This is a genomic window from Cystobacter fuscus (assembly GCF_044360685.1).
GTDB lineage: Bacteria > Myxococcota > Myxococcia > Myxococcales > Myxococcaceae > Cystobacter > Cystobacter fuscus_C.
The window spans coordinates 10860330-10885013 of the sequence record NZ_CP043491.1 but is presented as its reverse complement, the minus strand read 5'-3'; the positions used below and the strand labels follow the sequence as shown (position 1 = coordinate 10885013).

Below are 24684 nucleotides of genomic sequence, written 5' to 3'. Positions count from 1 at the left end.
GACGGCACTGCTGGCTTTCCTGTCAGGTTTGAAGGGGCCGAGCAACGGGACAGGTGCATGACGCCACACGTCTTCAGTGCAACACCATTACAGCAACACCCTCCACGTTGGAAAGGCGAGACATGCGTACGCTGATGAGCGATGAAGTCAAACGTTTTATCAAGAATGATGATGGCAAGCCGGTCGTCATGCTCAACCTCCTGCGCTTCCAACCGGGCGGAGGACGTGAGCGTTACTCGAAGTATATCGCCCTGTCCGGTCCCCTGGTGGCGCGCTACGGAGGGGAGGTTCTCTATGTCGGTGACGGCCTGCCAGCGCTCGCGGCGGAAGACGGGCAGGCCTGGGACGCCGTGGCACTCGTGAAGTATCCCTCCCGGAAGGCCTTCGCCGACATGATCGAGGATCCGGACTACATCCAGCAAGCCGGTCCCATGCGGGAATCGTCGCTCCTCGAGGCCGTGCTGCAACCGCTCCGTACGGTCAACGTGTGAAGGACTCGGCCGTCGAGCGCCGCGGCCAGCAGCACCTGGGCCTGTCCTTCACGGACTGGTGCCAGCGGCTGTGCGTCGTTGGCGCGCGATGAGCGGGGGTGACATGGCCCGGCTGCGAGGAGCAGCCGGGGCTTTTCGTCATCCAGGAGGGCAGGTTGAGTGGCGAGGCCTGGTTGCGACGGCTGGTTCAATCGCGCTAGACGGGTGCACATCCAATCGATGGGTCACCCTCCATGACAGACAAGCAGGTCTTCCAGGATGAGTACTTCACCGTCCTCGTCGACGAGCAGAGGGGCATCGTCCGCACCGTTCGCAGCAGCACACCGTTCCCCTCGCTCGAGGAGCTCGGCGGCATCTTCGCGCGGCTCGGTGACGCCCTGGATGCATTGGGGCGCTCGCGGTACGGACTGCTCGCCGACCTCCGGGCCGGCCCCGGCCGGAACGATCCCGAGTTCGAAATCGTCATGGAGCAGCGTCACCGCCCCCGTTGGATCAGCGGCTTCCGCAAGGTCGGCGTGCTCGTGCGCAGCAACGTGGGCGTGATGCAGATCCAACGTCATGCCCGAAGTGACGGCTTCGAACGGATGATTTCCAAGGACGAGGACGAGTTGCTGACGTACCTCACCGCGGGCAGGTGAACACGTCGAAGTCAGACGTCCTCCTCGGCACATCAGACATGCCGTGCGCGGATTCCTGCCGCGTGATACTGGGCAGGGTGACCGTCAGGTCGCGGACCTGTCAGGTCCCGCTGTCTCTTCAGGAGAACTGAAAATATGAGAATCAGCTCCACGGTGCTGGCGTTTCTGCTGACGACCACAGGGGGATCCTCCGCCGCGTTCGCGGCCGAGCCGCTTCCCGTTTTCGTCACCGCCCACTACGACCAGGAATCGCAGGTTCGTTCCATTGCTCCGCGCTTCCAGCACCTGATTGTCGACCGCATCAAGAAGACGGTGCAAACCGAGGCGCTGCCCGAGGAACTCGATGCACTCCGCCGCGCCGGCCTGCGGGTGGAAATCGACAAGGTGGGCACCGAGCGTCTGCAGCGACTCCAGACGGCCCTGACGCAGCACAACAGCCTGAGGAGCATTCCCGGCTACTCCTGCTACCGCACGGTGGAGGAAACCTACGGCGCCATGGATTCGCTGGTGCAGCAAGCACCCAACCTGGCCTCGGTGGTGGAGATTGGCCCGAGCTGGGAGCGCAGCAGGAACGCGCAGGCGGGCTATTCGATGAGGGTGTTGCGGCTGACCAATGCCGCGACCAACGCCACCGTGCCCGACAAGGCGAACATGGTCGTGCTCAGCGCCATCCATGCCCGCGAGTACACGACCGCCGAGACCATGACCCGTTTCGCGGAATGGCTCGTTTCCGGCTACGGAAGCGACGCCGAGGCGACCTGGCTGCTCGACAACTTCCGCTTCCACTTCGTGCTGCAGGCCAACCCCGACGGCCGCAAGCGCGCCGAGGCGGGCGCGTCGTGGCGCAAGAACACCAACAACACCAACGGCACCTGCAGCAGCTCCCGCTTCGGCGTCGATCTCAACCGCAACTTCCCGTTCCACTGGAACAGCGTATCCGGGGGGGCCAGCACTTCCCCCTGCGACGAGACCTATCGCGGGCCCACGGCTGGTTCCGAGCCGGAAACGCAGAACGTCGTCAAGTACGTCGCTGGCGTCGCCGGTAGCAACGGCGTCTATACCGGAGGAGTGTTCCCGGATCGCCGCGGAGACACGGCCAGTTCCGCGGCACCGGACGATTACCGAGGCCTGTTCTTCGACATCCACAGCTACTCGCAGCTCGTGCTGTGGCCCTGGGGCGATACGAGCGCGAAGGCACCCAACTCCACCGCGTTGCAGACTCTCGGCCGCCGGCTCGCCGGCTTCAACGGATACACGCCCCAGCAATCCGTCGGGCTGTATCCCACCACGGGAGCCACTGACGACAACTTCTATGGTCTGCTCGGCGTGCCGGCGTACACGATCGAGCTCGGGATCGCCTTCTTCGAGGACTGCTCCAGCTTCGAGTCCAGCACGTTCCCGAAGAACCTCGCCGCGCTGCGCTATGCCGCGCGCAACCTGTACGCGCCGTACCGGTATCCCTCCGGGCCGGACACCACTTCCGTGAGCACGGGACTGTCGGTCGTCTCGCCCGGCACCCCGCTGCCCGTCACCGCCACCATCGATGATCGCCGCTTCAACCAGAGCAATGGCTCCGAGCCGGTGCACACGATTGCCTCGGCCCGCGCCTACCTGGATCTGCCTCCCTGGGCCACGGGGGCGACGCCGATCGCGCTCTCCGCGGCCGATGGCACGTTCAACGCATCGGTCGAAACCGTCACTGGAAGCATCCCCACGACCGGCCTGCGCGCCGGAGTGCACACCCTCTACGTGCAGGGGACGGACGCCGACGGCAAGCCGGGCACCCCCCAGGCCGTGCGCTTCGAGGTCGGGGACAGCAGCAACGCCGCGCCCGTCGCGCTCTTCAGCTACAGCGCCAGCCGGATGACGGTCAATTTCACGGATGCCTCCACCGATGCCGACGGCACCATTGCCACGCGCGCGTGGAGCTTCGGTGATGGCAGCACCGCCACCACCACCCATCCGAGCCATACCTACGCCACCCCGGGGAGCTACACCGTCACCCTGACCGTCACCGACGACAAGGGGGCCCGCCACGGCCTCTCCCAGCAGGTCTCCGTCTTCGAGGGAGGCGTGCTCCAGAACGGAGTGCCCGTGTCCAATCTGGCCGCGCAGAAGGGGCAGCCGCTGTACTACCGGATCGACGTCCCCACTGGCGCGACGCTCCTCAGCGTGCGTGTCTCTGGCGGTTCCGGTGATGCCGACCTGTATGTGCGCTACGGCGAGCTGCCCACGTCCTCCGCCTATGACTGCCGCCCGTACGCCTCCGGCAACAACGAGACCTGCGGTGGGTCTGGCAACACCGAGAATCCCCTGCAAACGAAGGCGGGCGGCTGGTTCGTGATGCTCAACCCGTATTCCTCCTTCTCGGGGGTGACGCTCACCGCCAGCTATACCTCCGCCCCCTGAGCCCATCCGGCGGCGCGCTTCAACATCTGAGGCAGCGGGTTCGATTCCCGCCGCCTCCAGTAGAGTTTTCCCGCCGCCTTGAGTCGAACCCACTCCTAAAAAGAAGGCACGGCTCGCATCAGGGGACCAAATCGGTTCTTGTCGGACCAAATTTGGACCAAATCCGGAGTATAGGCGGGATGAGGGCCCTGTTGAGGGAGAGGGAGGGAGCGGAGGGGGGCGGCCAGGGCTGTGCGCCGGGCCGGTGGAGAGGAGGTGCAGCCCTCTTCAGGCACACGTCGGCCCAAGCGGCCCACCCAGCAGGGGGCGGCGGCAAGGGGCGTGGGCTTGTGGGGCAGCGTGAGGGCTTGGGGCTCAACACCACGCGCGCTGGGCGGGCCTCTGGGCTTTAGCCAAGCGTGCCCTCGACGTCGGCAGCCCCAGGTGCTCCAGAATGGCGCGTACCCCACCGGGTGCAGTCACGTCCGCCAAAACCCGTCGCCTGCCTCCACATCTCACGCAGGCGAACACGTCCAAGTCGAACGTCCTTCTGAGCAGCTCGGCCCCATTCACTCGCGGCGTCCTCTCCTCCAGCAGTTCCTTGCTGGCTGCCTGTGCGGCAGCGTCCGCATCGTCGCGTCGGGACGGCCGTGCCGCGTCGGCGTGTGCCACTGCCTCGACTGCCGCAAGCATCACGGCGCTCTCTTTCATGCCTCTGCGATCTTCCCGCAGGATGCTCATACCCGTTCAGAGAAGGCCGTGCTGACGGTCGAGGTCGCGGCTGCTACTTCGTCGGGCGATGCTCAGAAAGCCCGACGAGCGCACCGAGTCGCGGATATGTCCTGCCGTTATAGTTTAGCACTCCCTTCATCACGAGCGCACAGATTGGGGCGCGTAGGCGGTGCATTAGGGAGCCCGACTCGCCTGTGTTCCCATCTTCCGAAGAATCATGGGATTGAGGTCGTAGCCTCTAGGCGAACCACTTCATCGAGCATGCCAGCAGTCGCTTCGCGTCGGTCCACGGGCGTGACGGGGAAAATATGATACTTGTGGCGCCGCGACTCGTGGTTCCAATGTCTTGACATCAGTAACAGTGCGTCAATGCGTGCGTGGTTGTCTAGGACTCTCCTGCGCAATCCCTTCAACTGCCCTTCCGTTGCCCTGCTCATCTGGGTTGCTATCCATGTTTCAGCAATTACCAATCCTCTGACCCCTTCGTCTCCACGGGTTTGGGCAACTTTCTTCTCGATCTTCTTGCTGAGTTGCTCAATGTCCTTCGTCAAATCCTTGCTGAGCGACGCCTCAGTCTCCTCTTCAGGTGGAAGCCAAAGAGCCACAATGCCGCGTGCTACTCCGTGGATGTTCGCACGCTGGATGCCGCGGAGCCCATGTTCGCTTGCGTGCCCCACGGTACAGGCTGCGACGTAGTCATTGCCCTGCCGCGGAAACGCCGGATGCCTAACAACAGGAGGAGCCGACCCTAGGGGAATTTCGAATGATTGGCTCAAGGAGATGATTGCATGCTTCCCGGATATGAGCACTTGTTTGAATGTATCCGCATGCGGCGGACATTCTTTGATTTCCTTCACCTGCTCCCGTATCAGCCCCACCATCACTTTGCGTAAAGCCGCATTCGGCATCGACCATAGTTGAATGGCGGCAGATATCGGAACGTCCGCTTCCTTCAATATCTTCAGGCAATCCTTCAGGAGGAGTTCACACTCAGGCGTAACTTCGCCTTCAATCCGCGGCAGGTAGCATTCGGCATTGTACCTATTTGAGGCATACTCGAAGGAGATGTCGCCAAGACGGCCATTCTGAGCAGGCGGCTCAAGATGCACGTCCACATTGAGTGCGCGCCGCAGCCTATACGCAGTGGCGAGTTGCAAAAGGGTGCTCTGATACTGAGATGGAGCAGCCAGCGTGCTCACAATCGTTCCGAATGCCGGAGAGCTGGAGAAGGCCAGGAGGTATCTGCCCAATTCAATCACTTCTGCGATCTGCGGCTCTCCTGCAACGTGGAGGAATCTTCCGAGCGGGTGTTTGCGATCCGGAAATATCGAAGCTTTCTTTACGTCATTGACACAGGCGCATAGCCACTCTGTCCCAAAGCTGGCGCATAGGATGCTGAGCGATTCGTTGACCAGTTCAGCCTTGATGCGCATGGGGTGTGCATTGGCCAATGCGCGCAACCGAAAGAACTCTAGTGGATCCTCTGGCATGGGGCTCTAGTTGGCGATGGTGAACGGCTTGGGCGTCATGGCTAGGTCGTCGTAGTACCTGCGCAACGCGAGGTTGGCCTCGGCCACATAGCCGTCTCTGTCATCAAAGCCAACCTCTCGGGCTACCCCGAACCCTAGCTGCCACGCCCGTATCTCCTCGTCGATGATGAGCTGCTTTTGGGCGACAGGAAGCATTGCGGGGTTGGGCTGGTTGTAAACCGCCTCGTAGGCTTCGCTACGGGTTCCATTGATCCATGAATACGCATGGCCGAGTTTATGAGCTAGCGTGCAGAACTCCTTGAATGCCCCCTCCCCGGAGGTGGGTATACGGCGACGATACCGAGTGCTGCACCCCTGGGGATGAACTCACCCACGCGGCCTTGCTGCGCAGAGCCCCGCTTAATTGCAATCTTCTTTCCGTTGACCCACTTGTCGTGGTGCGCGTTGAAAAGCTGTTTGCATAGCAGCATGTACTGATCGTCTGTGGTCATGGCTAGTGACATCTTCCGAGGTTTGCCACAGCAGTCTATCTGCCCCGTTATCGGGCCCGCCGCTTTGTCGGCAGGGGGGGATATAACCAACACCAGTGGGCCAGCGCGGTCAAACCGTCTTCGCAGGGGGCCGGATTGAACCTCGTCTGATAGTCGTCCCGGGCCGGGCCATGGGCCGAAGATCTGAACTCGCCCTATCAAATCGTAGAGAATCATCCGGGCCTCCGCTACTCCTGGAGATCGACGCCGAGGGCGAGCGAGGCTGCTGCCCTCCTGTGGCCGCTAGGTGGGATATCCACCTCACCGGCCCGCCACCACCGGGGCCACCGGCCCGCCACCACCGGGGCCACCGGCCCCTCCTTATGGGCCTCCAGGTGAGCAGCGGACTGTCCAGGAGATCTGGCCGAGGTCTGGCCCTGGCTCGTCCTGGCGGAACGGTGCTTCCACGCTCGTCAGCCGCAAGATGCGCGGCTGCCTCCGCAGGTCCGGATGCCCGAAACTCGGGCTTTGCGATGATGGACCAGGGCGGAGTTTGGAGCGGTCGCGCCTGGGGGCGTGCCTCAAGGCGGCATCACCCACCCTTCCTGCTCCCGCCTTCCGCGCCTCATCCAAGTGGTCGTGCTACGCTCCTCCACCGAGGAGGTAGTCCGTGTGTACATCGCACTGAGACATCCCGACATCGGCGAGACCGTGGGGAACTACAAGGTCGTCGCGGAGTTGGGAGCGGGGGGCCTTGGCGTCGTGTACAAGGTCGAGCGCGGGGGCCGCTTCTTCGCGTTGAAGCTGCTCCTGGGTTCGATGGACGGGAGAACCAAGCGGGAAATTGGCATTCTCGTCCATCTGGAGAACCCGGGCGTCGTCCGCTACGTCGGCTCGGACTTCTGGCCGAATCCAACGAGAGGCCATCCCTACATCGTCATGGAGTACGTGCCGGGAGACACGCTGGAAGCGTTCGCTCTCAAGCACAATCCGTCCTCGCGCCAGTGCGTGCGCATCCTCCTGGATGTCGCGCGAACGCTGGGGGAAGTGCATGGGGCAGGCGTGTTCCACCGCGATTTGAAGCCCACCAACATCCTGATTCGCGAAACGAGCGAACGTCCAGTGCTGATTGATTTTGGTATCGCGACTCTGGGCGGTGCGGCGTGTCTCACGGAGACGCGGCTTCCACCCGCGACGGAGGAGTTCCGCGCCCCGAGCCGTTGCGCTTCTGGCGGGAGAAGGCGGACGACACGGCCCAGTATGAATACACCACGACGGATGAGATGTGGGCCCTGGGCGTCACGTTCTATTGGCTCCTGACGGATGTGTACCCCTTCGGGGACAGGACAGACGAAGGGGCGATGGCGGGGTTGCGCGAGCGCATCCTGACGCGGCGACCCCTCGCTCCGCATCTCCTCAATCCGAGGGTTCCGCTCGCGGCCTCCCTGCTCTGCATGAAGATGCTGGCCGAGTGGCCCCATGAGCGCCACGCGAACGTCCCGGAGCTGTGTTCGGCCCTCCAAGAGGCGCTGACCCGAGCCGAGGACGATGCCACCTGGGACGTGCCCCTCGTCGATCCCCACGATCCCCAGGTCACCACGACCCTCGAGGACCCGGAGCGGAGGGAACCCAACGAAGCGAAGCGCCTCTTCATGAAGTGGGGAAGGCATCGCCCCCGGCGTGGGGTCGTGCGTCCGAACAAAGCGCTGGACCTTCTCCCGCCTCCCTTCCCAGTAGAGCCGCCACGAGTCCTCGTCCCGGAGGGGGTCCAGGAACTCATTCCGACGGTGGGCACTCCGCATGAGGCAGTGTCCGCTGAAAAGCACGGGCCGGACGGAGGCCACCCGCCGCCCGCAACGCGCGTCCAGGTGATGCCACCACGCGGCCAGCTCGCCCCGTCCGAGGCGGCCCGACTCTCTCGGGCCTCGTGGCGACTGGGACTCGCGGCGGCCCTGGCTACCCTGTCCGTCGTGGGCCTGTCTGTGGGCCCTGCACTGTGGAGACTTGGCTCTTCGAGACCCACCGGCAGGGGACAACCGGAGATGACGCGACCGTCAGCGTCCCCCACTCCTGGCTTGGCCGGGGGAATCGTGACCGGTCATGAAGTGGCGCCCGCCTCGAAGCCGCTGGAATCTTCCCTCGGAGAAAGCGCGGTGCCCTTGGGGGATCCATCTCCCGCGCTGAACGCCAACGCCATGCCTCGCACGCCTCAGACGAAGAAGAATGAGACTCAGACGCAACGCGCAGGGCTCCACCTGCCGGTGAAGCCCGCGACCGTGGCCGCTGCCGCCATCGCAGGCTGTACCCTGGTGGAGGGTTGCACCCGTAGCACTCCCCAGGTGCGCCCCGGCCCTCCGGCAATCACCTGCCCCGAGGGTTGGCGGGAGACACATAAGAGGTTCGACCTTGATACTCGAGAAGACACGGCCACGGTGGTGGGGTTCAAGGGAGAACCCGGAGAACTGGCCCGGGTGACCGATGGTCCCGCGACCCTCCAGATCGGTGTCTTCGGTGGCGCGGGGGATTTACCTGATGGCACCCTGCTTCTTGGAACGTGGCAGCTTGGAGAAGGTCGCCTCTTCGGCACGTTCAACCGCGCGCAGATTCCAGGCAAGGGAACCGTTCCCGTGTGTCTGGTGACCTACCTGAAAACCGTTACGCCCTTCATGGACGAACAAGGCAAAGAATATAATTGCCCCCGCGGGTTGGGCACCTGCCTCGCCCCCGGAAGCAAGCCCGGCAACGCCAAGATAGCCACGCGCGTTCTTCTCTTTCCGCCCGCCGGGCAGCCCTGAGTAGCGCCGTTCTTTTGGAGGTTGAGATTCCGTGCTGCATTCGTATCCTGGTGCCGTCTTGGTGGTTTCCCTCCTCGCTGGTGTCGTGAAAGCCGAAGAGCTGCCCCCCGTCTCCCATTGCGCCGCGACCGCCCGGTTTGACTTGTCGGTGGAGTCTCCCGAGAGAGCGTCGGACGTGTGCGTGAGCGCGGACGAGCCGACGACGTTCTTCTTCGATTCGCGTGTCGCCGTGGGAGCAGTCGAATTTCAGCCGGAGGGTCGCCTTGTCGATTGGTCGCAGGGCAAGGAGGGCCTGAGTATCACCGTCATTCCCAAGGGGGACTATCTGCCGGGGGAACGGGTCCGGGTGACGGTGCGCTTCGCGGATGGCACCCTCCCGACGAGCGCGAGCTTTTGGCTCGTGGGCCATGCGGCAAGGGGAACGCGGCGGGTGGAGGTGTATCGCCAGCCGCGCCCGCCGGACGTGCTCAAGAAAGAGAGGGACGAAGCACGGGCCGAGGCGCGGCAATGCCAGGAGGACAAGGCGCGGCTTCTGGCCGAGCATGAGGCGCCGGGCGGGCTCATGGGATCGGCATGGTTGGAGCGGGCCGGGGTCGTGGCGTTGAAGGAGCTTAAAGGGTTGCTCAAGGAGCGGCAGGCCAACGCGCTGTGGCTCCGTGAAGCCACGAGCTACAGTTACACGCTCACGGGAGAGACCCGCCCAGTGAGCGAGGCTGTGAGGCTGCGCCTCAAGAATCCCGGCGCTGAGCCCTGGACGCTGGCGGGGGCGGCGCTGGTGGACTCGACGGGGGAAGAGGTGGAACTTGCCCGGTGGCAACCGGAGCCCATTCCCGCGAATGGGGCCGGTGACGTCGTGGTGGGCATTGAAGGGAGGGCCGCGCAACTCGGCTGCCCTTGCTTCCTCAAGCTCTGGGAGTCGGCCGGGCCGCGCACCATCATCCTCGGAAACGTCACATTCCCACCTGTAGAGCAAGGAGGCGAGCACGAGTGAGGCGGAATGCTGTCGTGTCGTGTGACCCGAGGGAAGCACAACCTATCCGATGGGTCTTCGGCGTCTCACCAGACCCGACGGCTTGACGTGGCGGTCAGCCGGTCTCTGTAATCAGCGGGTTGGGCTTCCAACTCGGGCAGCTCGCCCAGAGAGGTGCGGCAATGTCTAAGCACTCTGTCGGTACTCGCCCCGTGGGCACACGGCAGCCGTTGCGCGTGGGGGCGCTGGCGCTGACTGCGTTGATGCTGGTGACGGCGTGCGCCACAGGAACCCCCATGGGCACGGCTCACCGGAACCATCCGTCCCAGGGATACGACTCGCCCCAAACGGGGACCCCGAGGTCGGAAGCTGGGTCCGGAGGGCAGGGAGAGGCTTACTTTACGAAGCTGCCAACGGACTTCGCACAAGTGCATGTGAGTGACGCCGAGTTTTCGGCAGCCATGGCAAGCCTTTGGCTTGACATGCCGCTGCGGGTGGCCGCGTCCCGCTCCCCGTTGTATGTCGGCCGTAGGCTGGCGTTGGCCTCCGCGTCCTTGAATGGCGAAGCGTGGCAATCAGATCTGGCGGGCTCCTATGGGCATTTTTGCGAGCAGTGCGGCACTCCTGGGGATTGCTTGGCACTGTTTGAGGACGGGCCCCGCTTCCAGGAAGAAGACAAGCGAAGCCTCGCGCTCGCACTGGCGGTGGGGCCCGCCCTGGAAGGAGTAAACGCGGAGGTGCGGGCCATGCTCAATCCTACACAAATGCTTGCGATGCTCAGCATTAGCATCACGGCTTATATGGCGCTGCTGTTAGCGCCAGTTCCCGAGCCGATAACAAAAGGCGCGGCCCTGGTGTTTAGTGCCGCCCTGTGGGGCTATCTCGGTTACGAATTCTTTGATTTGCTACGCGCCTATGCGCAGCTTTACGAGGATGCGCCCCGGGCTTCTACCTTTGCGGAGTTGCGCGAGATTGGCGAGCGTTTTGGACGTGTCATCGGTCCCAACAGTGTGCGGATTCTCGTCATCGTGGGGACGGCCGCGATAGGTGAAACGGTGGCCCTTGCATCCAAGGCCCCAAAGCTCCCCGGATTCGCACAAGCGTCGGAGCGGGTTGCAGCCAATACCGGCTTGAGCCTGCTGGAAATGGCGACTGGAGCCGAGCGCGTGATTGTCTCTGTGCCCGAGGGGACGATCCGCATGGTGCTGGCGCCTCACGTCGTGGCCATGGTTGCCAGAGGCGTTGGCGCTGGGAGTCCTGCGCCGAGTCGGGGAAAGCTCCTTCCCAACGGACACAGAGCGTGGGGGTCGTTTAGTGGCTTCAAGTCGGCGATGGGGCCAGCGGGTCCGGGAAAGGCATGGCATCACATTGTGGAGCAGACTCCGGGCAACGCGACGCGGTTTGGCGGAGAAGCTCTGCACAACACTGAAAACATTGTTGCAATGGACAAGACGCTACACGACAGGGTGAGCGCCTTTTACTCGCGGATTAGCCCCGGCGTCACCAGATCAACGCGGCTGACGGTGAGGAAATGGCTGAGCATTCAGTCCTACGAAGCACAGAGGGAATTCGGCTTGCTTGCAATGGAGAACGTTAGGAAGGGAATTTGGAGATGAACTTAGAGAACCTCGCAGAGGAGTTCGCTCGAAACGTGGCTGCACAAACAGACGCAATCATGCGTGGCGACCGCAGGGGAGGTAACAAGGAAGCGAAGCGATACGTCGCCGCCTACAAGAAACTGCGCGACCATGGCGAGGCTGGACGGGATGCGCTCTCACGGCTATTGACGCATTCACGCATGGATGTGCGAGTCTACGCGGCGACTTTTTTGCTTAGCGATAGGCCAGAACAAGCCTTGCCTGTTCTCAGGGAAGCCGCCAAGAGCGAAGGTTTGATTCCTTTTGAGGCGTCCCAAGCGTTGAAGTATTGGGATGAGGGCACATGGAGCTTGGAGGTTGATTAGGGGTCGCTGGCCCGGTAGTCGGCCACCTGTTGCGGCAATAGACAGTGAGATCCCCAGGAGGGGAGGCAAGGCTCGGGCGGTAGAGGTCGCCAGAGGGCGGGGCAGGCAAGGCCACCACTTTGGCTCAACGGCGCTTGGAGGTTAGTAGGGAGGCTGTCGGGGTACGTTGGCAGTTACAGCGGGCACCTCATGCCGGTGGATGCCACCAGGGCGGCTTGGCAGCCACGGTAGTCACCATTTGCCGCCCGCGAGGGGTCCAAGGGGACCAAAAAAGGACCAAACCGAACGGACGCGTCTGGACTCGCCCGGACAGATGGGCGCCCCATTTTCAGAGGGAAAACGGGGGTGTGCCTCTGGTCCCGAGTGGGGGCGACTTCGCCCTTAGCGGCTTCAATTTCCGCCGCTTCCAGAGCATCAGTAGATGTCGCATCGTTGCCGCAGGGCGCGTGGAGGGAGGCGGCGGGAAGCGAAGCCACCGCTCAAGCGGCGCACAGGGGCAGCCGGAAGGTGAAGGCGCTGCCCTGACCCACGCGGCTCTCCACCGACAGCTCTCCCCCGGCCTCGCGCAAGAGGTTGCGCACCACGGGCAGCCCCAGGCCCGTGCCCCGGCCCGGCGGCTTGGTGGTGAACCACGGCTCGAAGATGGAGCCGAGGTTCTCCTCGGGAATTCCCACCCCGGTGTCCTCCACCCGGCAGCACGCCCATCCCGCGTGGCGCTCCTCGAACAGCCGCACCCGCACCTCCGCGGGCCTGTCCTTCACCGACTCCACCGCGTCGGCGGCGTTGCGCACCAGGTTGAGCAGCACCTGCTCCACCCGCGTGCGGCTGGCCCGCACCCACAGCGGCTCACCGGGCTCCGAGGCCGACACCCGCACGTAGCGTGTCACCCCCGCGGTGCGCAGCATCGCCAGCGTCCCGGACACCAGCTCGCGCAGGTCCACCGGCTCCACCACCGCGTTGCCCGGCCGTCCCAGGTCCATGAGGTGCCGGCCGTGCGTGGCCACGTGCGCGCACACCCGCTCGAGCTCCTCGAGCTCCTCGCGCTCCGGAGGCACGCCGCGCTCGGCGCACTCGACGAAGGCGCCGCGCAGGCTGTCGAGCACGGTGGAGATGTTGCGCAGCTCGTGGCCCACGCCCGCCGCCAGCGTGCCCAGCGACGCCAGGCGCTCCACCTGGAGCAACTGCCCCCGCGTGCGCTCCAGCTCCGCCTCCAACTGCTCCTGGGCTCGCACGCGCTCGCTCACGTCCAGCGCGACCCCGATGGTCCCCTGCACCGTGCCCGACTCGTCGTGGACCGGGGTGAAGCGGGTCTCGTAATGCATTCCCTTCACGAGGGTGTGTGTGCTGAAGGCCTCTCCGGCCAGCGCTCTCCGGGTCTGCTCCAGCACCTTCGGCATGTTCTCGTAGACGTCGAACACGGAGCGCCCCAGGTTCTGCCCGGGCGTGAGGCCCAGATCGCTCAGTCCACCGCCATCCGAGAAGGTGAAGAGGCCCTGCGCGTCCAGGGACCAGATGACCATCTGTGCCCCGCGGACCGCCGTCCGCAATCGCAGATCGCTCATGGCCAGGGCCCGTTGCATCGCCTCCTGAGCGGCCGCCTGCGCCTGGAGCGTCCGGTTGGCCGCCTCGCCCGCGGCGAGCGCGAGCCTCAGCTGCGTTTGCGTGTCGCGCCACGCCGTGATGTCGATGAGCAGTCCGAGCACCCCGAAGACGCGGCCCTGCGCGTCGAACAAGGGCACCTTGCTCGTCTGGGTCCAGTGCCGCTGGCCGTCACCGTCCCAGACGCCCTCCTCGGTGTCGGGCTGGGGCAGGCCCGTGCTCAGCACCTTCTCGTCACTCGCGCGGTAGAGGTCCGAGTCCTCCTTGCGCCAGGGCAGTTGGTAGTCGTCCAGCCCCACCACCTGGTCCGGATGCTCCTTTCCCGCCAGCTGCGCGAACGCGGTGTTGCACCCCAGGTAGCGCAGATCCCGGCCCTTCCAGAAGAGGGGACAGGGCAGGGCATCGAGGATGGACCGGAGCAGCTCTGGGGTGTGCTTCATTCGAGGCCTGAAGGTACTCCGCTTCGGAGAGCCGGGAACATTGGGCCCGGGGAGGGGGGCCGCCACGCATCGGGTGAGCAGCCGCCTGGGATGAGCCGGGGGCGGGGTGGGGCAGTGGGATGCCGTTGGCCCTTCAACGTTTTCGTGCGCGCGGCTCCCCGGCATTGTGGGCCGCCATGCGCAGGGCGACCGCATGGAGGCGAGAGCGGAGCGAGAGGGGGGCGAGGACCTCCACGCCGTCACCGAGCCCGGCGAGCTGGTCCACCGCCACCTCTTCGCTCTCCATCCGGAGCTCCGCCGTCCGCCAGCCCTCCGCGTCCTCCGGCCCCGCCGCCGCGAGCATCTCCCGCACGGCATCATGGGGCAGGAGGTGCGGCAGCAGGCGGCAGGCCCGCCGTGACAGGCGCACCGTGCAGGGATGGCGCAGCAGTGAGCGGTCGAACTCCGCCGAGGTTTGTTCCCACCAGGCGGCCAGCTCGAAGCCCGCGGGGCGTGTGAAGCGCGCTCCGGTGAGCGTGGCGCGCGCCACGCGGCTCACCCGGTAGGTGCGCACCTCCCCACGGTGGCGTGCGACGAGGTACCAGGTGCCCCCCTTGAGGACGAGCCCGAGCGGGTCCACGCGCCGCCTGATGCCCTCCTTCCCGTAGCGCAGGTCCAGCCGTCGGCACTCCCACACGGCCTCGGCCACGGCGGGCAGCGCCCCGAGCGGCTCGGGCCGCGAGAACCACCCGGGCGCATCCAGGTGGAAGCGCTCGCGCAGGGCCCCTGCCCTCGCGCGCAGGGCCTCGGGGAGCGTGGCGTCCACCTTCGCGCGCGCGCTTGCCGCCACCGCGGCGAGCCCCAGGTCCGACACGGCCCGGGGCGCGCCGGAGAGCAGGAGGGCCGTCGCCTCGGGCGCCGTCAGTCCATCCAGCCGCGTCCGCCACCCCTCCACCAGGCGGATGCCGCCCTGCGGTCCGGGCTCCGTCCACAGCGGCACGCCCGCGGCCATCAGCGCGGCGACGTCCCGGTAGAGCGTCCGGACGGACACCTCCAGCTCGGCGGCCAGCTGCGGCGCGGTGGCCTTCCCACGGCGCTGGAGCTGTAGGAGCAATGCCAGCAGGCGGCTCGATTTCATGGCCGCATTCTGCCCGGGAATCCCTGACAGGAGGTGTCAGGGAGAGGCGCGCAGGCTCCCGCCCATGACCAGGACCCAGTACTACGTGGCGGCGAGCATCGACGGTTACATCGCGGATGCGGAGGGGCGGCTCGAGTGGCTCTTCCAGTTCAACGATGCCGAGGGGGTGATGGAGCACTACCACGGCTTCCTCGCGGGCATCGGCGCCCTCGCCATGGGGGCTCGGACGTACGAGTTCCTCCTCGGCGAGGGCAAGGAGTGGCCCTATTCGGGGCTCCCGACCTGGGTGTTCACCCATCGGCAACTGCCCGTCTTCCCGGGCGCGGACGTGCGCTTCACCTCGGAGGACGTCCGGGCGGTGCATGCCCGGATGGTCGAGGCCGCCGGGGGCAAGAACATCTGGATGATGGGGGGCGGGGACCTGGCCGCGCAGTTCGCGGCGCACGGCCTCGTGGACGAGCTGCACCTGTGCGTCGTCCCCGTCTTCCTCCGCGCGGGGGCTCCCCTCCTGTCGGCGGCCCTGCGCACGCCGCTCGAGCTCGCGGGGGTGACGCGCTTCGGACAAGGGTTGGTGGAACTGCGCTATGTCCTCCCTGCGGACCCCCGTGCCCGGTGACGGGTGCGCCCTGGTGGCCTGCGACGCGGGCCCCCGGCGCACACGGCACCTGTCACTGCACCTCCACGGAACCCTGCGCCCCGGCCCGGTCCATCTTCGCGGCAAGCGCCTTCCCCTCGGGCGTCAGCGACAGACCTCCGAAGGTGACGGTGACCAGGCGCTCGAGCTGCATCTTGTCGATCACGTCGAGGAACTCGGTCCGGGGAATCCGCAGTGTCTCCCCCAGCGCGTTGACCTCGTCGTGGCTCAACAGGGTTCCATCCCTGGACTCCTCCATCGAGTACAAGGCGAGTAAGAAGGCTCGAGACGTGTCTGTCATGATTTGCATTCCTGGAGCGATCTTTCTTACAGGATGAGCCCCTGGGAGGGCCATGGCAGTAGAGAATGAAGTATGCCTCTGGCCCTTCTCTTGGAGGGCATCGTCGTGTTTCGGGCAGGCATGGATGGGTCGGGCTGCCCGCCTGAGCGCTCGGGGTCGCGCCGTGAAGGGCGCGCTCCTTGGCCACCCTGCCGCCCCCGTCAGCTCCGCGGCTCTCCCCTGCCTGTGTGCACCGACCCTCCACCGCACGGGGCTCTCTCTTCTTCCTCGTATTCCGCTTAGGCGTCAGACGAGCGCTGATGTATCCTCGGGTAGGCAAGGACACGACGAGCCGTCCCCCGGAAAGTGGGCTCGAACGCGTCCGCGCCCCCCCTTGTGCTTCGGTTGGAGAAACACCATGCGCGCCGTGCTGGGTTGGATCGCGATCGTGCAGATCATGTGGGCCGGAAGTGCCAGAGCGGACGAGATGGCCACGCTCGCGTTGTCCCAGGCCAAGGCCTTCTACCAGGCGCTCGACTACGAGCGGTGCCTCAAGCGGCTGAAGCGTGCGAGCACGCTGAAGCTGTCGGAACCGGAGCGGGCCGAGGTGGCGCTCTACCAGGGGTTGTGCGGCGCTGGCCTGGGCCAGTCCAAGGCGGCCCGGAAGTCCTTCCAGCGCGCGTTGGAGCTGGATCCGGAGCTCCAACTCCCCCTGGGAACGAGCCCCCGCATCGTCGAGCTCTTCGAGGAGGTGGGTGGAAAGCGCCGGGCCCGCCCGGTGGAGGCACCCGCCGTGGCCGCCGCCCCCGCCCCCACTCCGGATGTGCCGTCGGCACCGCCGGCGGAGCCTCCCGCGGTCACGCCCGACTTGAAGCCCTCGGCCCCCCCGGCCGTCGCCGAGCGTCCAGCCTTCCTTCCTCAAGCCCAGCCGGCGAAGAGTGGGGTGGTCCGCGCCATGCCCTATGTGTTGGGCGGCGCTTCGCTCGCGGTGCTCGCCACGGGCGTCGTCTTCGGTGTCCAGGCCCGCTCCTCCGAGGCCGAGGCGCGCGGCGCGCACTTCGACTCGGACATGGCCGCCTTCAACCGGCAGGCCGCCTCGCGCGCCCGCACGGCCAACATCCTCTTCGTCGGTTCGGGAGTCGTCGCCGCGGCCACCGTGGTGAGCGCGCTCCTCCAGTAGTTCGTCGCTCCCCCCAAGGATCCCCCCATGAATCGCGACACGAGAGTCGCTCTTCCAGTTCTTCTGCTCGGCCTGCTCCTCGCGCCCGGCTGTCTGGTTCAGAGCATCGATGAGGAGGGCCGTGCCTGTGATGTGGAGCACCCGTGCAGCGCGGGACGCTCCTGCGTCGGCGGCGTCTGCCTGGCCCAGGTCTCGCCCACCGCGGATGGTGGTCCCTCGGAACAGGGGGATGGTGGCCCCGCGGACGGCGGTGGAAGCTGCCTGGACGCGTGCGTGGACTGGCTCTGTGGCACCTCCAACGCCTGTGGAGCCGTCTGCCAGCGCGAGAACGGGTGCGTCGAGGGGAGCGTGTTGGACGGCTTCGAGCCGGGGGACACGGGCTGGGTCATCTTCAAGGATGAGCCGACCACCCTCCAGCTGACGACCGTCTCCAGCCCGGCCCTGAGCGGGCTGGCGCTGCGGCTGGACTACGACATCAACCCGGCGGGCGGCTTCGGTGGAATCGAGCGGCTCCTCGGGGAGGGCCAGGATTGGCGGCAGGCCACCGGCCTGGGCATCTGGGTGTATGGGGCCTCCACCGGCCATCCCTTCCGGTTGGAGCTCTACGACACCCATTGGGCGCGCTTCGAGTTCATCGTCCCGGAGGATTGGACGGGCTGGAAGCACGTGTATGCCCCGTTCAGTGCCTTCACCCGCTCGGCCTTCCAGCCCAATCCCGACGCGGGCAGCGGCACGCCGGCGCTCGAGGCGGTCAAGGGACTGAGCATCTCCCCCGGGTACTTGTCTGGCGCCCACGGGTACGTGGTGGTGGATCAGCTCGCGCTCCTGCGGCGGCCCGAGGCGGGCGCCATCGTCCCGCTCTACATCTATCCCTCTCCCGGAGCGTGGGCGCCGCTCATCGAGGGCAAGGCCGCGCATCCGACGGTGCCGGTGCTGGCCATCGTCAATCCAGACACCGGCCCGGGACAGGCCATCAAACCGGAGTACGCCACCTCCATCGGCGAACTGGCGGACGCCGGCATCACGGTGCTCGGCTACGTGCATGCCTCGTACAGCCAGCGCGACGCGGGCCTGGTGCGCGAGGAGATCATCCGCTATCGCGCCTTCTATCCGGAGACGCGGGGCATCTTCATCGACGAGATGTCGAACCAAGAAGGGCAGGAGGGCTACTACCGCGCGCTCAGCGACCATGCGCGGGACGCGGGCTTCTCGCTCACCGTCGGCAATCCGGGCGCCCGCACGCCCGTGAGCTTCCGCGGGGCGGTGGATGTGCTCACCATCTCCGAGGGGCCTGGACTGACGGATGCCGGCATCATCCAGGCGGCGGCGGCCGGCTTCGACAGGGGCTCGCTGGGCGTGCTCCGCTACGGCCTTCCCTCCGCCAGCCCGGCCTACGTCAACCAGGTCCGCCGCGACGTGCGCTACATCTACATCACGCATGATGCTCAGGACCCCTGGATCTCCTTGCCTCCGTACCTGAACGATCTGCTCGACTCGTTGCGTTGAGCCCCCGCGCGCCATGACCCAGGTTCAGCTACCCCAGCTCGGGAAGTACCGGTTGCTCGAAGTCATCGCCAAGGGCGGGATGGGCGAGGTGTACAAGGCCCAGCAGGAGGGGCCGGCGGGGTTCTCGAAGACCGTGGTGGTCAAGCGCGTCCTTCCGCACCTGGCGGACGCGGAGAACTTCATCGAGATGTTCCTCGAGGAGGCCCGCCTGGCGGCGCGGCTGTCCCATCCCAACGTGGTGCAGATCTTCGAGCTGGGAGAGGACCGGGGCGAGTACTTCATCGCCATGGAGTACATCCAGGGGCCCTCGCTCCACCGCGTGCGCAAGCGCCTGCGGGAGCTGGGGCATCCCTTTCCCGTCGACATCGCCGCGTACGTCGTCGCTCAGGCGCTCCAAGGACTGCACTACGCGCACGAGCTGCGGGACGAGGCGGGCAAACCCCTGGGAGTCGTCCACCGCGACATCAGCCCGGACAACATCCTGGTGACGATGGATGGCGTGGTGAAGGTCGTGGACTTCGGCATCGCCAAGGCGACGGATTCCGCGTCCAAGACCCAGTCGGGCATGCTCAAGGGCAAGCTCTCGTACATCTCGCCCGAGCAGGTGAATGGCTGGCCCGCCTCGGTCCACTCGGACATCTACGCCACCGGGGTGGTGCTCTACCAACTGTTCACCAACACGCTGCCCTTCAGCGCGCCCTCGAACGCGGCGCTGCTCCAGAAGATCGCCACGGCGGAGCCCGAAGCGCCGGATCGGCGCGAGCTGGACGTCCCTTCCGAGCTCAGCGACATCGTCATGAGGGCGCTGCGGAAGGATCCACGCGAGCGCTTCGCCTCCGCACAGGAGATGTCCCGGGCGCTCCTCGAGGCACTGGAGTCCTGCCAGAGAAGGATCTTCCCGGAGGACCTCAGCGCCTTCCTCAAGCAGGTCTTCGAGCAGGAAGGCTCGCCGCGGCGCTTCTTCTCGCGGCCCACCTCGCGCGTCGCGCGGCCCTCCTCGCCTCCCGTGGCCGTGGAGGACGAGGCGACGGCACCCCTGGCGGGCCCCGTGCCCACGAACCCGCGAACGTTGACGGTGGCGCCTGCTCGCCCGCGCAATCGTGCGATCGCCTGGGTGTTGGGGGGAGCCTTGATGACCGTGGCCGTGGGGGTGGCCGCCCTGCGACCCTGGGAGCGGGGGACGTCTCCCGCTCCAGTGGCTCCCTCCCCCGCGCCGGCTCCTGCTCCCGGGAACGTCCAGGCCCAGAAGCCAGCCACCCCGGCGCCACCACGGGCCGCGGTGTCACCGGAGGCGGTGGCGCCACCTCCGGAGCAGGCGGCACCAGCGGAAGCGCCCACGCCCACGCCCGCGCCCACCCCGTCCCCTGCGCCGTCGCCCCAGGAGCCCTCGCGGGTGGCCTCCATGGGACGGGTGCAGGTCCGGGTCAATCCCTGGGCGGAGGTCTTCTACGAGGGCCGCAGGCTGGGCATCACTCCCATGCCCGCCATCCGGCTCCCCGCGGGACGACGGACCCTTACCTTGAAGAACAAGGAGCTCGGGGTGTCACGCGACTACCGCGTCTCCGTCCCCGCCAACGGCGAGGTCACGCTGAAGGCGGACCTGTTGGAATAGGGCTTGCTCCGCGCTACGGCGTCATCCAGTTGCGCGAGACGCTCAGCATGGCCAGCAGCTTGACCGTGTCGCCGTAGTAGTCCTCGGTGGGGGGGGTGGAGACGATCTGGTTCCACAAGCTGTCCAGCCACGCCTGGCCGCCGGAGTCCACGGTGGCCGCGACGGCGAACGGCGCCATGAAGACCATGTCGTTGTAGGACTCGATCGCGGTGCCGTTGAGCTGGTAGCCAGCGCGGATGTTGTTCGGCCTGCCTCCGGTCTTGCCGCGAATCCAACGGCTGATGAGGCTGGCCGCGTTGCGCGAGCGGGTGTCGCCGCTGATGGCCGCGTCGATGCCGATGCGCCACGGCACGCGGCACGCGTTCCAGGAGTAGCTGCCGTCGTACGGCGCCTCGAGGAATTCGGCCGGGGCGGGGCGAGGCGTCGTGGTGTTCGCCTTGATGATGAAGTCGGGCACCAGGCCGGTCGCGCTGGCGTAGGTGGTCTGCATCTTCTCGAGCAGCGTCTGGTGCGCGCTCAGCACCTTCGACCAGTCGGTGCTGGCGTGGCCGATGAAGCCGCGGAAGTGGCCGAGCATCCAGTCGGAGCTGCGCGTGGCGTAGTAATAGTCCGGAGCATCCTGCTGCAGCAGGCTGGCCCAGTCGCCGAGGTTGACCAGTCGCGTGGTCGGGTTGATGTTGCTCTGGGCGATCGCGTTGAGCACGCGCGTGGCCTCGGCCGCGTAGTTGATGGCGCCAGTGGAACCCCACTGCTTGTGCGCGAGCAGCAACGAGTAGGCGATGTCGAGATCGCCATCGGTGGCCGAGTCGTGATCGAGGATGTCGTTGCAGTTGACATCCTGCGCCCAGGCCAGCAGGTTGGGATTGTTCTGGCTGGGATGCCGGAGGTTGTAGCGGTGCAGGCCGTCGAAGATGGCCTGGGCCTGCGGATCCTGCCCGGCCATCATCACGGTGATCAGCATGCCGTAGCCCTGGCCCTCGGACACGACGTAGGCGCCGTCACCCGTGCTGGCCTTGATGCGGTAGTCGCCCGCCTGGCACCCGGCGACGACGTAGCGGCTCTTCCACTTCCAATAGAAGTCCGCCGTCGCGCTGTCCGCCGCGGCCGTGCCGGCCGAGACGCTCAAGGTCGACGCGTTATAGGGCTGATGGTGGCTGCCGAACGGATGGTTCTGGGCCTGCGCGGCCCCGGCGATACCAAACAAGGACAGCGCCAGTCCTGGCAGAAGGCGTTTCAACGAAGGCATGGGCATGGACGTTCTCTCCAGTCAGTAACGGCAGGGATTCTGCTGATGCCGCACGCGCGGTCCAAATGCAAGACAAGAAGATGGAAAAGCCGCCGTACATGACTATCAAGAAATGAGAAGAGTCCGACGCTCCGGCTGAGAAGAAAAGACTCCTGCAACCTCTGTGACCGGGAGTGCGTGAGCCGCGCTGGAATGACACGGCGCGCATGCACCCCAGGCGTCGCGGCGCGTCATCGCGATCCAGCGTGCTCGAAGTGACATCTTCATGACGCCTCGATGGAGTGTTCCAGGAAACAGAAGACTTTCACGAAGTCTTCACGCGCGGGTTAGGACGACAATGCCTGTGCGAGCAAGGCAAACACACTTATCCTTTCCATGCATTCTTGTCTCTCGCGCTGCTTGCCGGCATGGCTATATTCAAAATGCAGTTCAGGCAGCGCGAGCCTTCCGCGGCCATCGTTCGCGACCTCTGAGAATGCACCCATATCATCATGATTAATGAGTCCATCGAGCATGGGCTTCTCATGAGCACTGCGCCCGGTGACCAAGAAGGTGTTGTTGTTTCATGACGCAGCACATCAATCACCAAGGAGAGGGAGTTTCATGATCAAGCTGATGAGCAGCGCCGTGTGTGCCATTGCCGTGACGGCATCCCTCGTGAGTGGGCAGGCGAATTCCCAGGCCACCGCGCCGGTGTCCGTGAGCTACACCTTCGCGCAGGGCGCGGAGGGCTGGACGCATGGGTTCGCCGATCTTCCGACGGATTACGTCAGCCAGGGCATCTACGATACCGCCTTCGGGTGGAGTGCCATTCCGGATCAGTCCGGGGTGAATGGCCTGATGATCCAGAGCAGTAACCGCAGCGACGACGTCTTCATGTACATCACGAAGAAGGTCGACGCCTCCGCGGGCCTTCTTCCCAACAAGCAGTACACCGTCTACCTGAGCTTCGATCTCGGGACCAACGTCAGCGAGGGGATGATCGGCATCGGCGGCGCGCCGGCCGAGGGCGTCACGGTCAAGGCCGGGGCGGTGAACTACGCGCCGACCCTCCAGGTGGAGGACGTCGGCGGGACCCCGTACTACATCCTCAACGTCGACAAGGGCGATCAGACCAACAGTGGTACCGACATGCAGGCGATTGGCCACCTCGGCAAGCCCAACCCGGACCAGGAGGGCTACCAGCTCAAGCACTTCGAGCACACCTTCACCGTGACGACCAATGCCCAGGGAGCGGCCTACCTGATCATCGGCACGGATTCCGGATTCGAGGGGCTGACCCGGATCTACTACACGAACATCCAGGCGGACTTCATCTAGTCAGACCTGAGCCAGGGGAGGTCCATGGGGCGTCCATGCCCGGTGGACTTTCCCCCGTCGTGGGCGGGTGGCTGGAAGCTCAGCGCGTGGTGGCTTGCAACGCCGGCTGCTTCGGCGCCGAGATCCGCGCCATCAGCTTCACGACGAGGGCTCGCGAGAGGAACCGCGACGCGAACGAGGCCAGGAAGTTCCCGAGGCCGTAGATGACCGACGGCCGGTTCTTGGGGAACTCGTCGAGCCCGAGCCGCACGACTCCCTCGGGACGCGCCTTCTTGGTGCCCCCGGCCGCGGCCTCGCCCGCGCGCGCGAAGAACGGCGTGTCCGTCGCGCCGGGAGAGAGGGCCATCACCCGCACGCCGCGGTCCTTGTATTCGGCCCACAGCGCTTCACTGAACGAGAGCACGAAGGCCTTGGTCGCTCCGTAGACCGCCATGTACGGCGTCGGCTGGTACGCGGCCATTGAGGCCACCTGGATGATGCCGCCGCGCCGCCGCTCGATCATCGGGAGGAACACGTACGTGAGCTCGACGAGCGCTCCGATGTTGAGCTCGAGCTGCCCGCGCTGCGTCTCGAGGGGAATGTCCGCGAACGGTCCGTGTGCCCCGAAACCCGCGTTGTTGATCAACACGTCGACATCGAGCCCACGCCGCGTCACCTCATCGAACACGCGCTGCGCGGCGCCCGGCTTCGTGAGATCCTCCACGATGACCTGGGCGTGCTCGAGCCGAGCGGCGAGCGCCTCGAGCTTCTCCTTGCTGCGCGCGACGAGCACGAGCTTCGCTCCGCGGGCGTCGAGCTCCCGCGCGAAGGTCTCTCCAATACCCATGGAGCCGCCCGTCACCACCACTGTCTTTCCCGCGAAATCGAAGTCGTTCATGTTCCCAACATGCGTGACGGGGGATTTTCTGGGAATGGACATGTTTGGTAAGCTGGTTTCCATCCATGGAAACCTCGATCCAGCCGTCGTGGGATGACCTGCGGGTGCTCCTCGCGCTGCACCGGCACCGGAGCTTTCTCGCCGCGGGCCGCGCGCTCGGTGTGTCGACCTCGACCGCCGCCCGGAGGATCGAGGCGCTGGAGAAGGCGCTCGGCCGGTCATTGGTGCATCGCTCGAGCGCGGGCACCTCCGTCGAGCCGGACGCGCTCGAACTGGTCAGTCTCGCCGAGCAGCTCGAGCTCGGGTTGCAGGCCGTGAAGCGGGACGAGGGCGACGCGGCGGTGACCGGCACCGTGCGGCTGTCGATGTCCGATGGCTTCGTCCGGGCGGTGACGCGGATGCTCGCGGCGTTGCGGCGAACGCATCCGGCCCTGCACTTCGAGCTGATTTCCGAGGCGCGCATGGCCGACCTCGCGCGGCGCGAGGCGGACATCGGCGTTCGCGTGGCACGGTCGACATCTCCGGTACTCATCCAACGCGAGGTCGGCCGGATTCGATTGGGGCTCTACGCCGCGCCGTCGTATGTCGAGCGACGCCTGCGCGATGGCCGGCTCAAGCGGGAGGACATGGCCCGGCATGACTTCCTGGGCATCGACAAGACACCGCAGTGGTTGGCCGCGCAGGGCGCGAAGCGGTTCGTGTTCACGAGCAATTCCAACTTCGCGGTGCAGGAGGCGGTCGAGCAGGGGCAGGGCATCGCGCTGATGAGCGCGCCGCAGGTGGCCGGGTTGGCGCCGCTCGTGCGGCTCGAGACGGATCTCGAGTTCCCCTCGATACCAGTGTACCTCGCGTTCCATCGCGAGCTGCGCAACGTGAAGCGCGTCCGGCTCGTGCTCGATGCGCTCGAGGCCGAGATTCGCACCGCGACGGCGTAGC

At 66.0% G+C, this 24684-nt stretch carries 22 protein-coding genes; 14 read left to right on the top strand and 8 right to left on the bottom strand.

Going from position 1 to position 24684, the window contains the following annotated elements:
• Nucleotides 1–122: 122 nt before the first annotated feature.
• The 3 genes from F0U63_RS44490 (at nucleotide 123) to F0U63_RS44480 (ending at nucleotide 3538) form a co-directional block, all read left to right on the top strand.
• Entirely contained in the window at nucleotides 123–491 is a 369-nt protein-coding gene (locus F0U63_RS44490; RefSeq protein WP_395840752.1) for a DUF1330 domain-containing protein, read from the top strand.
• Nucleotides 492–724: 233 nt separating this feature from the next.
• Nucleotides 725–1129, top strand: coding sequence for a hypothetical protein (locus F0U63_RS44485; RefSeq protein ID WP_395840750.1), 405 nt, complete (start codon nucleotides 725–727; stop codon nucleotides 1127–1129).
• Between the two features lie 135 nt (nucleotides 1130–1264).
• Nucleotides 1265–3538, top strand: coding sequence for a M14 family zinc carboxypeptidase (locus F0U63_RS44480; RefSeq protein ID WP_395840748.1), 2274 nt, complete (start codon nucleotides 1265–1267; stop codon nucleotides 3536–3538).
• Between the two features lie 926 nt (nucleotides 3539–4464).
• Here the strand turns inward: F0U63_RS44480 and F0U63_RS44475 are convergent.
• On the bottom strand, nucleotides 4465–5739 hold the full coding sequence (locus tag F0U63_RS44475) for a hypothetical protein (protein ID WP_395840745.1): 1275 nt from the start codon (nucleotides 5737–5739) through the stop codon (nucleotides 4465–4467).
• Nucleotides 5740–5745: 6 nt separating this feature from the next.
• Complete coding sequence (locus F0U63_RS44470; RefSeq protein WP_395840742.1) at nucleotides 5746–5934, bottom strand: hypothetical protein; 189 nt, start codon at nucleotides 5932–5934, stop codon at nucleotides 5746–5748.
• A gap of 947 nt (nucleotides 5935–6881) precedes the next feature.
• Between F0U63_RS44470 and F0U63_RS44465 the strand changes: the two genes are divergently transcribed.
• From F0U63_RS44465 to F0U63_RS44445, 5 genes are all read left to right on the top strand, one after another.
• Entirely contained in the window at nucleotides 6882–7529 is a 648-nt protein-coding gene (locus F0U63_RS44465; RefSeq protein WP_395840739.1) for a serine/threonine protein kinase, read from the top strand.
• A gap of 770 nt (nucleotides 7530–8299) precedes the next feature.
• Nucleotides 8300–9004 (top strand): hypothetical protein, encoded by a 705-nt coding sequence (locus F0U63_RS44460; protein ID WP_395840737.1) that lies wholly within the window; start codon nucleotides 8300–8302, stop codon nucleotides 9002–9004.
• Between the two features lie 31 nt (nucleotides 9005–9035).
• The gene (locus F0U63_RS44455) at nucleotides 9036–9995 is read left to right on the top strand and encodes a DUF2381 family protein (RefSeq protein WP_395840735.1); all 960 of its coding nucleotides are present in this window, start codon (nucleotides 9036–9038) and stop codon (nucleotides 9993–9995) included.
• A gap of 413 nt (nucleotides 9996–10408) precedes the next feature.
• On the top strand, nucleotides 10409–11590 hold the full coding sequence (locus F0U63_RS44450; protein WP_395840733.1) for a hypothetical protein: 1182 nt from the start codon (nucleotides 10409–10411) through the stop codon (nucleotides 11588–11590).
• On the top strand, nucleotides 11587–11937 hold the full coding sequence (locus F0U63_RS44445) for a hypothetical protein (protein ID WP_395840731.1): 351 nt from the start codon (nucleotides 11587–11589) through the stop codon (nucleotides 11935–11937). The genes F0U63_RS44450 and F0U63_RS44445 overlap by 4 nt, the downstream gene beginning before the upstream one ends.
• 479 nt (nucleotides 11938–12416) lie before the next feature.
• Here F0U63_RS44445 and F0U63_RS44440 read toward each other — a convergent pair whose 3' ends face one another.
• Together F0U63_RS44440 and F0U63_RS44435 are read right to left on the bottom strand one after the other, a co-directional pair.
• On the bottom strand, nucleotides 12417–13976 hold the full coding sequence (locus F0U63_RS44440) for a PAS domain-containing protein (RefSeq protein ID WP_395840728.1): 1560 nt from the start codon (nucleotides 13974–13976) through the stop codon (nucleotides 12417–12419).
• Between the two features lie 133 nt (nucleotides 13977–14109).
• On the bottom strand, nucleotides 14110–15093 hold the full coding sequence (locus F0U63_RS44435) for a helix-turn-helix transcriptional regulator (protein ID WP_395840726.1): 984 nt from the start codon (nucleotides 15091–15093) through the stop codon (nucleotides 14110–14112).
• A gap of 64 nt (nucleotides 15094–15157) precedes the next feature.
• Between F0U63_RS44435 and F0U63_RS44430 the strand changes: the two genes are divergently transcribed.
• Nucleotides 15158–15709, top strand: coding sequence for a dihydrofolate reductase family protein (locus F0U63_RS44430; protein ID WP_395840723.1), 552 nt, complete (start codon nucleotides 15158–15160; stop codon nucleotides 15707–15709).
• Between the two features lie 52 nt (nucleotides 15710–15761).
• On the opposite strand, the gene F0U63_RS44425 is transcribed toward F0U63_RS44430, so the two are convergent.
• Nucleotides 15762–15959, bottom strand: coding sequence for a hypothetical protein (locus F0U63_RS44425; RefSeq protein ID WP_395840721.1), 198 nt, complete (start codon nucleotides 15957–15959; stop codon nucleotides 15762–15764).
• 466 nt (nucleotides 15960–16425) lie between these two features.
• Here F0U63_RS44425 and F0U63_RS44420 point away from each other — a divergent pair, with 466 nt between their 5' ends.
• From F0U63_RS44420 to F0U63_RS44410, 3 genes are read left to right on the top strand one after another with little or no spacing between them, the layout of a single operon-like run.
• The gene (locus tag F0U63_RS44420; RefSeq protein WP_395840719.1) at nucleotides 16426–17187 is read left to right on the top strand and encodes a hypothetical protein; all 762 of its coding nucleotides are present in this window, start codon (nucleotides 16426–16428) and stop codon (nucleotides 17185–17187) included.
• A gap of 27 nt (nucleotides 17188–17214) precedes the next feature.
• Complete coding sequence (locus tag F0U63_RS44415) at nucleotides 17215–18693, top strand: spherulation-specific family 4 protein (RefSeq protein WP_395840717.1); 1479 nt, start codon at nucleotides 17215–17217, stop codon at nucleotides 18691–18693.
• A gap of 13 nt (nucleotides 18694–18706) precedes the next feature.
• Entirely contained in the window at nucleotides 18707–20305 is a 1599-nt protein-coding gene (locus tag F0U63_RS44410; RefSeq protein WP_395840715.1) for a serine/threonine protein kinase, read from the top strand.
• 13 nt (nucleotides 20306–20318) lie between these two features.
• Here F0U63_RS44410 and F0U63_RS44405 read toward each other — a convergent pair whose 3' ends face one another.
• Both F0U63_RS44405 and F0U63_RS44400 read right to left on the bottom strand, forming a co-directional pair.
• A complete protein-coding gene (locus F0U63_RS44405; RefSeq protein WP_395840712.1) occupies nucleotides 20319–21551 on the bottom strand; it encodes a glycosyl hydrolase family 8 in 1233 nt (410 codons plus the stop codon).
• A 326-nt stretch (nucleotides 21552–21877) separates the two neighbouring features.
• On the bottom strand, nucleotides 21878–22066 hold the full coding sequence (locus F0U63_RS44400; RefSeq protein WP_395840709.1) for a hypothetical protein: 189 nt from the start codon (nucleotides 22064–22066) through the stop codon (nucleotides 21878–21880).
• Between the two features lie 88 nt (nucleotides 22067–22154).
• Between F0U63_RS44400 and F0U63_RS44395 the strand changes: the two genes are divergently transcribed.
• A complete protein-coding gene (locus F0U63_RS44395; protein WP_395840707.1) occupies nucleotides 22155–22871 on the top strand; it encodes a hypothetical protein in 717 nt (238 codons plus the stop codon).
• Between the two features lie 79 nt (nucleotides 22872–22950).
• Here the strand turns inward: F0U63_RS44395 and F0U63_RS44390 are convergent, their stop codons facing one another.
• Entirely contained in the window at nucleotides 22951–23748 is a 798-nt protein-coding gene (locus tag F0U63_RS44390; RefSeq protein ID WP_395840704.1) for an SDR family NAD(P)-dependent oxidoreductase, read from the bottom strand.
• Between the two features lie 65 nt (nucleotides 23749–23813).
• On the opposite strand from F0U63_RS44390, the gene F0U63_RS44385 reads away from it, so the two are divergent.
• Nucleotides 23814–24683, top strand: coding sequence for a LysR family transcriptional regulator (locus tag F0U63_RS44385; protein WP_395840701.1), 870 nt, complete (start codon nucleotides 23814–23816; stop codon nucleotides 24681–24683).
• Nucleotide 24684 lies beyond the last annotated feature (1 nt).

Excerpts from the sequence above, each read along its gene's own strand:
- F0U63_RS44490 (WP_395840752.1), top strand. The coding sequence starts at position 123 with ATGCGTACGCTGATGAGCGATGAAGTCAAACGTTTTATCAAGAATGAT.
- F0U63_RS44485 (WP_395840750.1), top strand. The coding sequence starts at position 725 with ATGACAGACAAGCAGGTCTTCCAGGATGAGTACTTCACCGTCCTCGTC.
- F0U63_RS44480 (WP_395840748.1), top strand. The coding sequence starts at position 1,265 with ATGAGAATCAGCTCCACGGTGCTGGCGTTTCTGCTGACGACCACAGGG.
- F0U63_RS44475 (WP_395840745.1), bottom strand. The coding sequence starts at position 5,739 with ATGCCAGAGGATCCACTAGAGTTCTTTCGGTTGCGCGCATTGGCCAAT.
- F0U63_RS44470 (WP_395840742.1), bottom strand. The coding sequence starts at position 5,934 with ATGCTTCCTGTCGCCCAAAAGCAGCTCATCATCGACGAGGAGATACGG.
- F0U63_RS44445 (WP_395840731.1), top strand. The coding sequence starts at position 11,587 with ATGAACTTAGAGAACCTCGCAGAGGAGTTCGCTCGAAACGTGGCTGCA.
- F0U63_RS44440 (WP_395840728.1), bottom strand. The coding sequence starts at position 13,976 with ATGAAGCACACCCCAGAGCTGCTCCGGTCCATCCTCGATGCCCTGCCC.
- F0U63_RS44435 (WP_395840726.1), bottom strand. The coding sequence starts at position 15,093 with ATGAAATCGAGCCGCCTGCTGGCATTGCTCCTACAGCTCCAGCGCCGT.
- F0U63_RS44430 (WP_395840723.1), top strand. The coding sequence starts at position 15,158 with ATGACCAGGACCCAGTACTACGTGGCGGCGAGCATCGACGGTTACATC.
- F0U63_RS44420 (WP_395840719.1), top strand. The coding sequence starts at position 16,426 with ATGCGCGCCGTGCTGGGTTGGATCGCGATCGTGCAGATCATGTGGGCC.
- F0U63_RS44415 (WP_395840717.1), top strand. The coding sequence starts at position 17,215 with ATGAATCGCGACACGAGAGTCGCTCTTCCAGTTCTTCTGCTCGGCCTG.
- F0U63_RS44410 (WP_395840715.1), top strand. The coding sequence starts at position 18,707 with ATGACCCAGGTTCAGCTACCCCAGCTCGGGAAGTACCGGTTGCTCGAA.
- F0U63_RS44405 (WP_395840712.1), bottom strand. The coding sequence starts at position 21,551 with ATGCCTTCGTTGAAACGCCTTCTGCCAGGACTGGCGCTGTCCTTGTTT.
- F0U63_RS44400 (WP_395840709.1), bottom strand. The coding sequence starts at position 22,066 with ATGCTCGATGGACTCATTAATCATGATGATATGGGTGCATTCTCAGAG.
- F0U63_RS44395 (WP_395840707.1), top strand. The coding sequence starts at position 22,155 with ATGATCAAGCTGATGAGCAGCGCCGTGTGTGCCATTGCCGTGACGGCA.
- F0U63_RS44390 (WP_395840704.1), bottom strand. The coding sequence starts at position 23,748 with ATGAACGACTTCGATTTCGCGGGAAAGACAGTGGTGGTGACGGGCGGC.
- F0U63_RS44385 (WP_395840701.1), top strand. The coding sequence starts at position 23,814 with ATGGAAACCTCGATCCAGCCGTCGTGGGATGACCTGCGGGTGCTCCTC.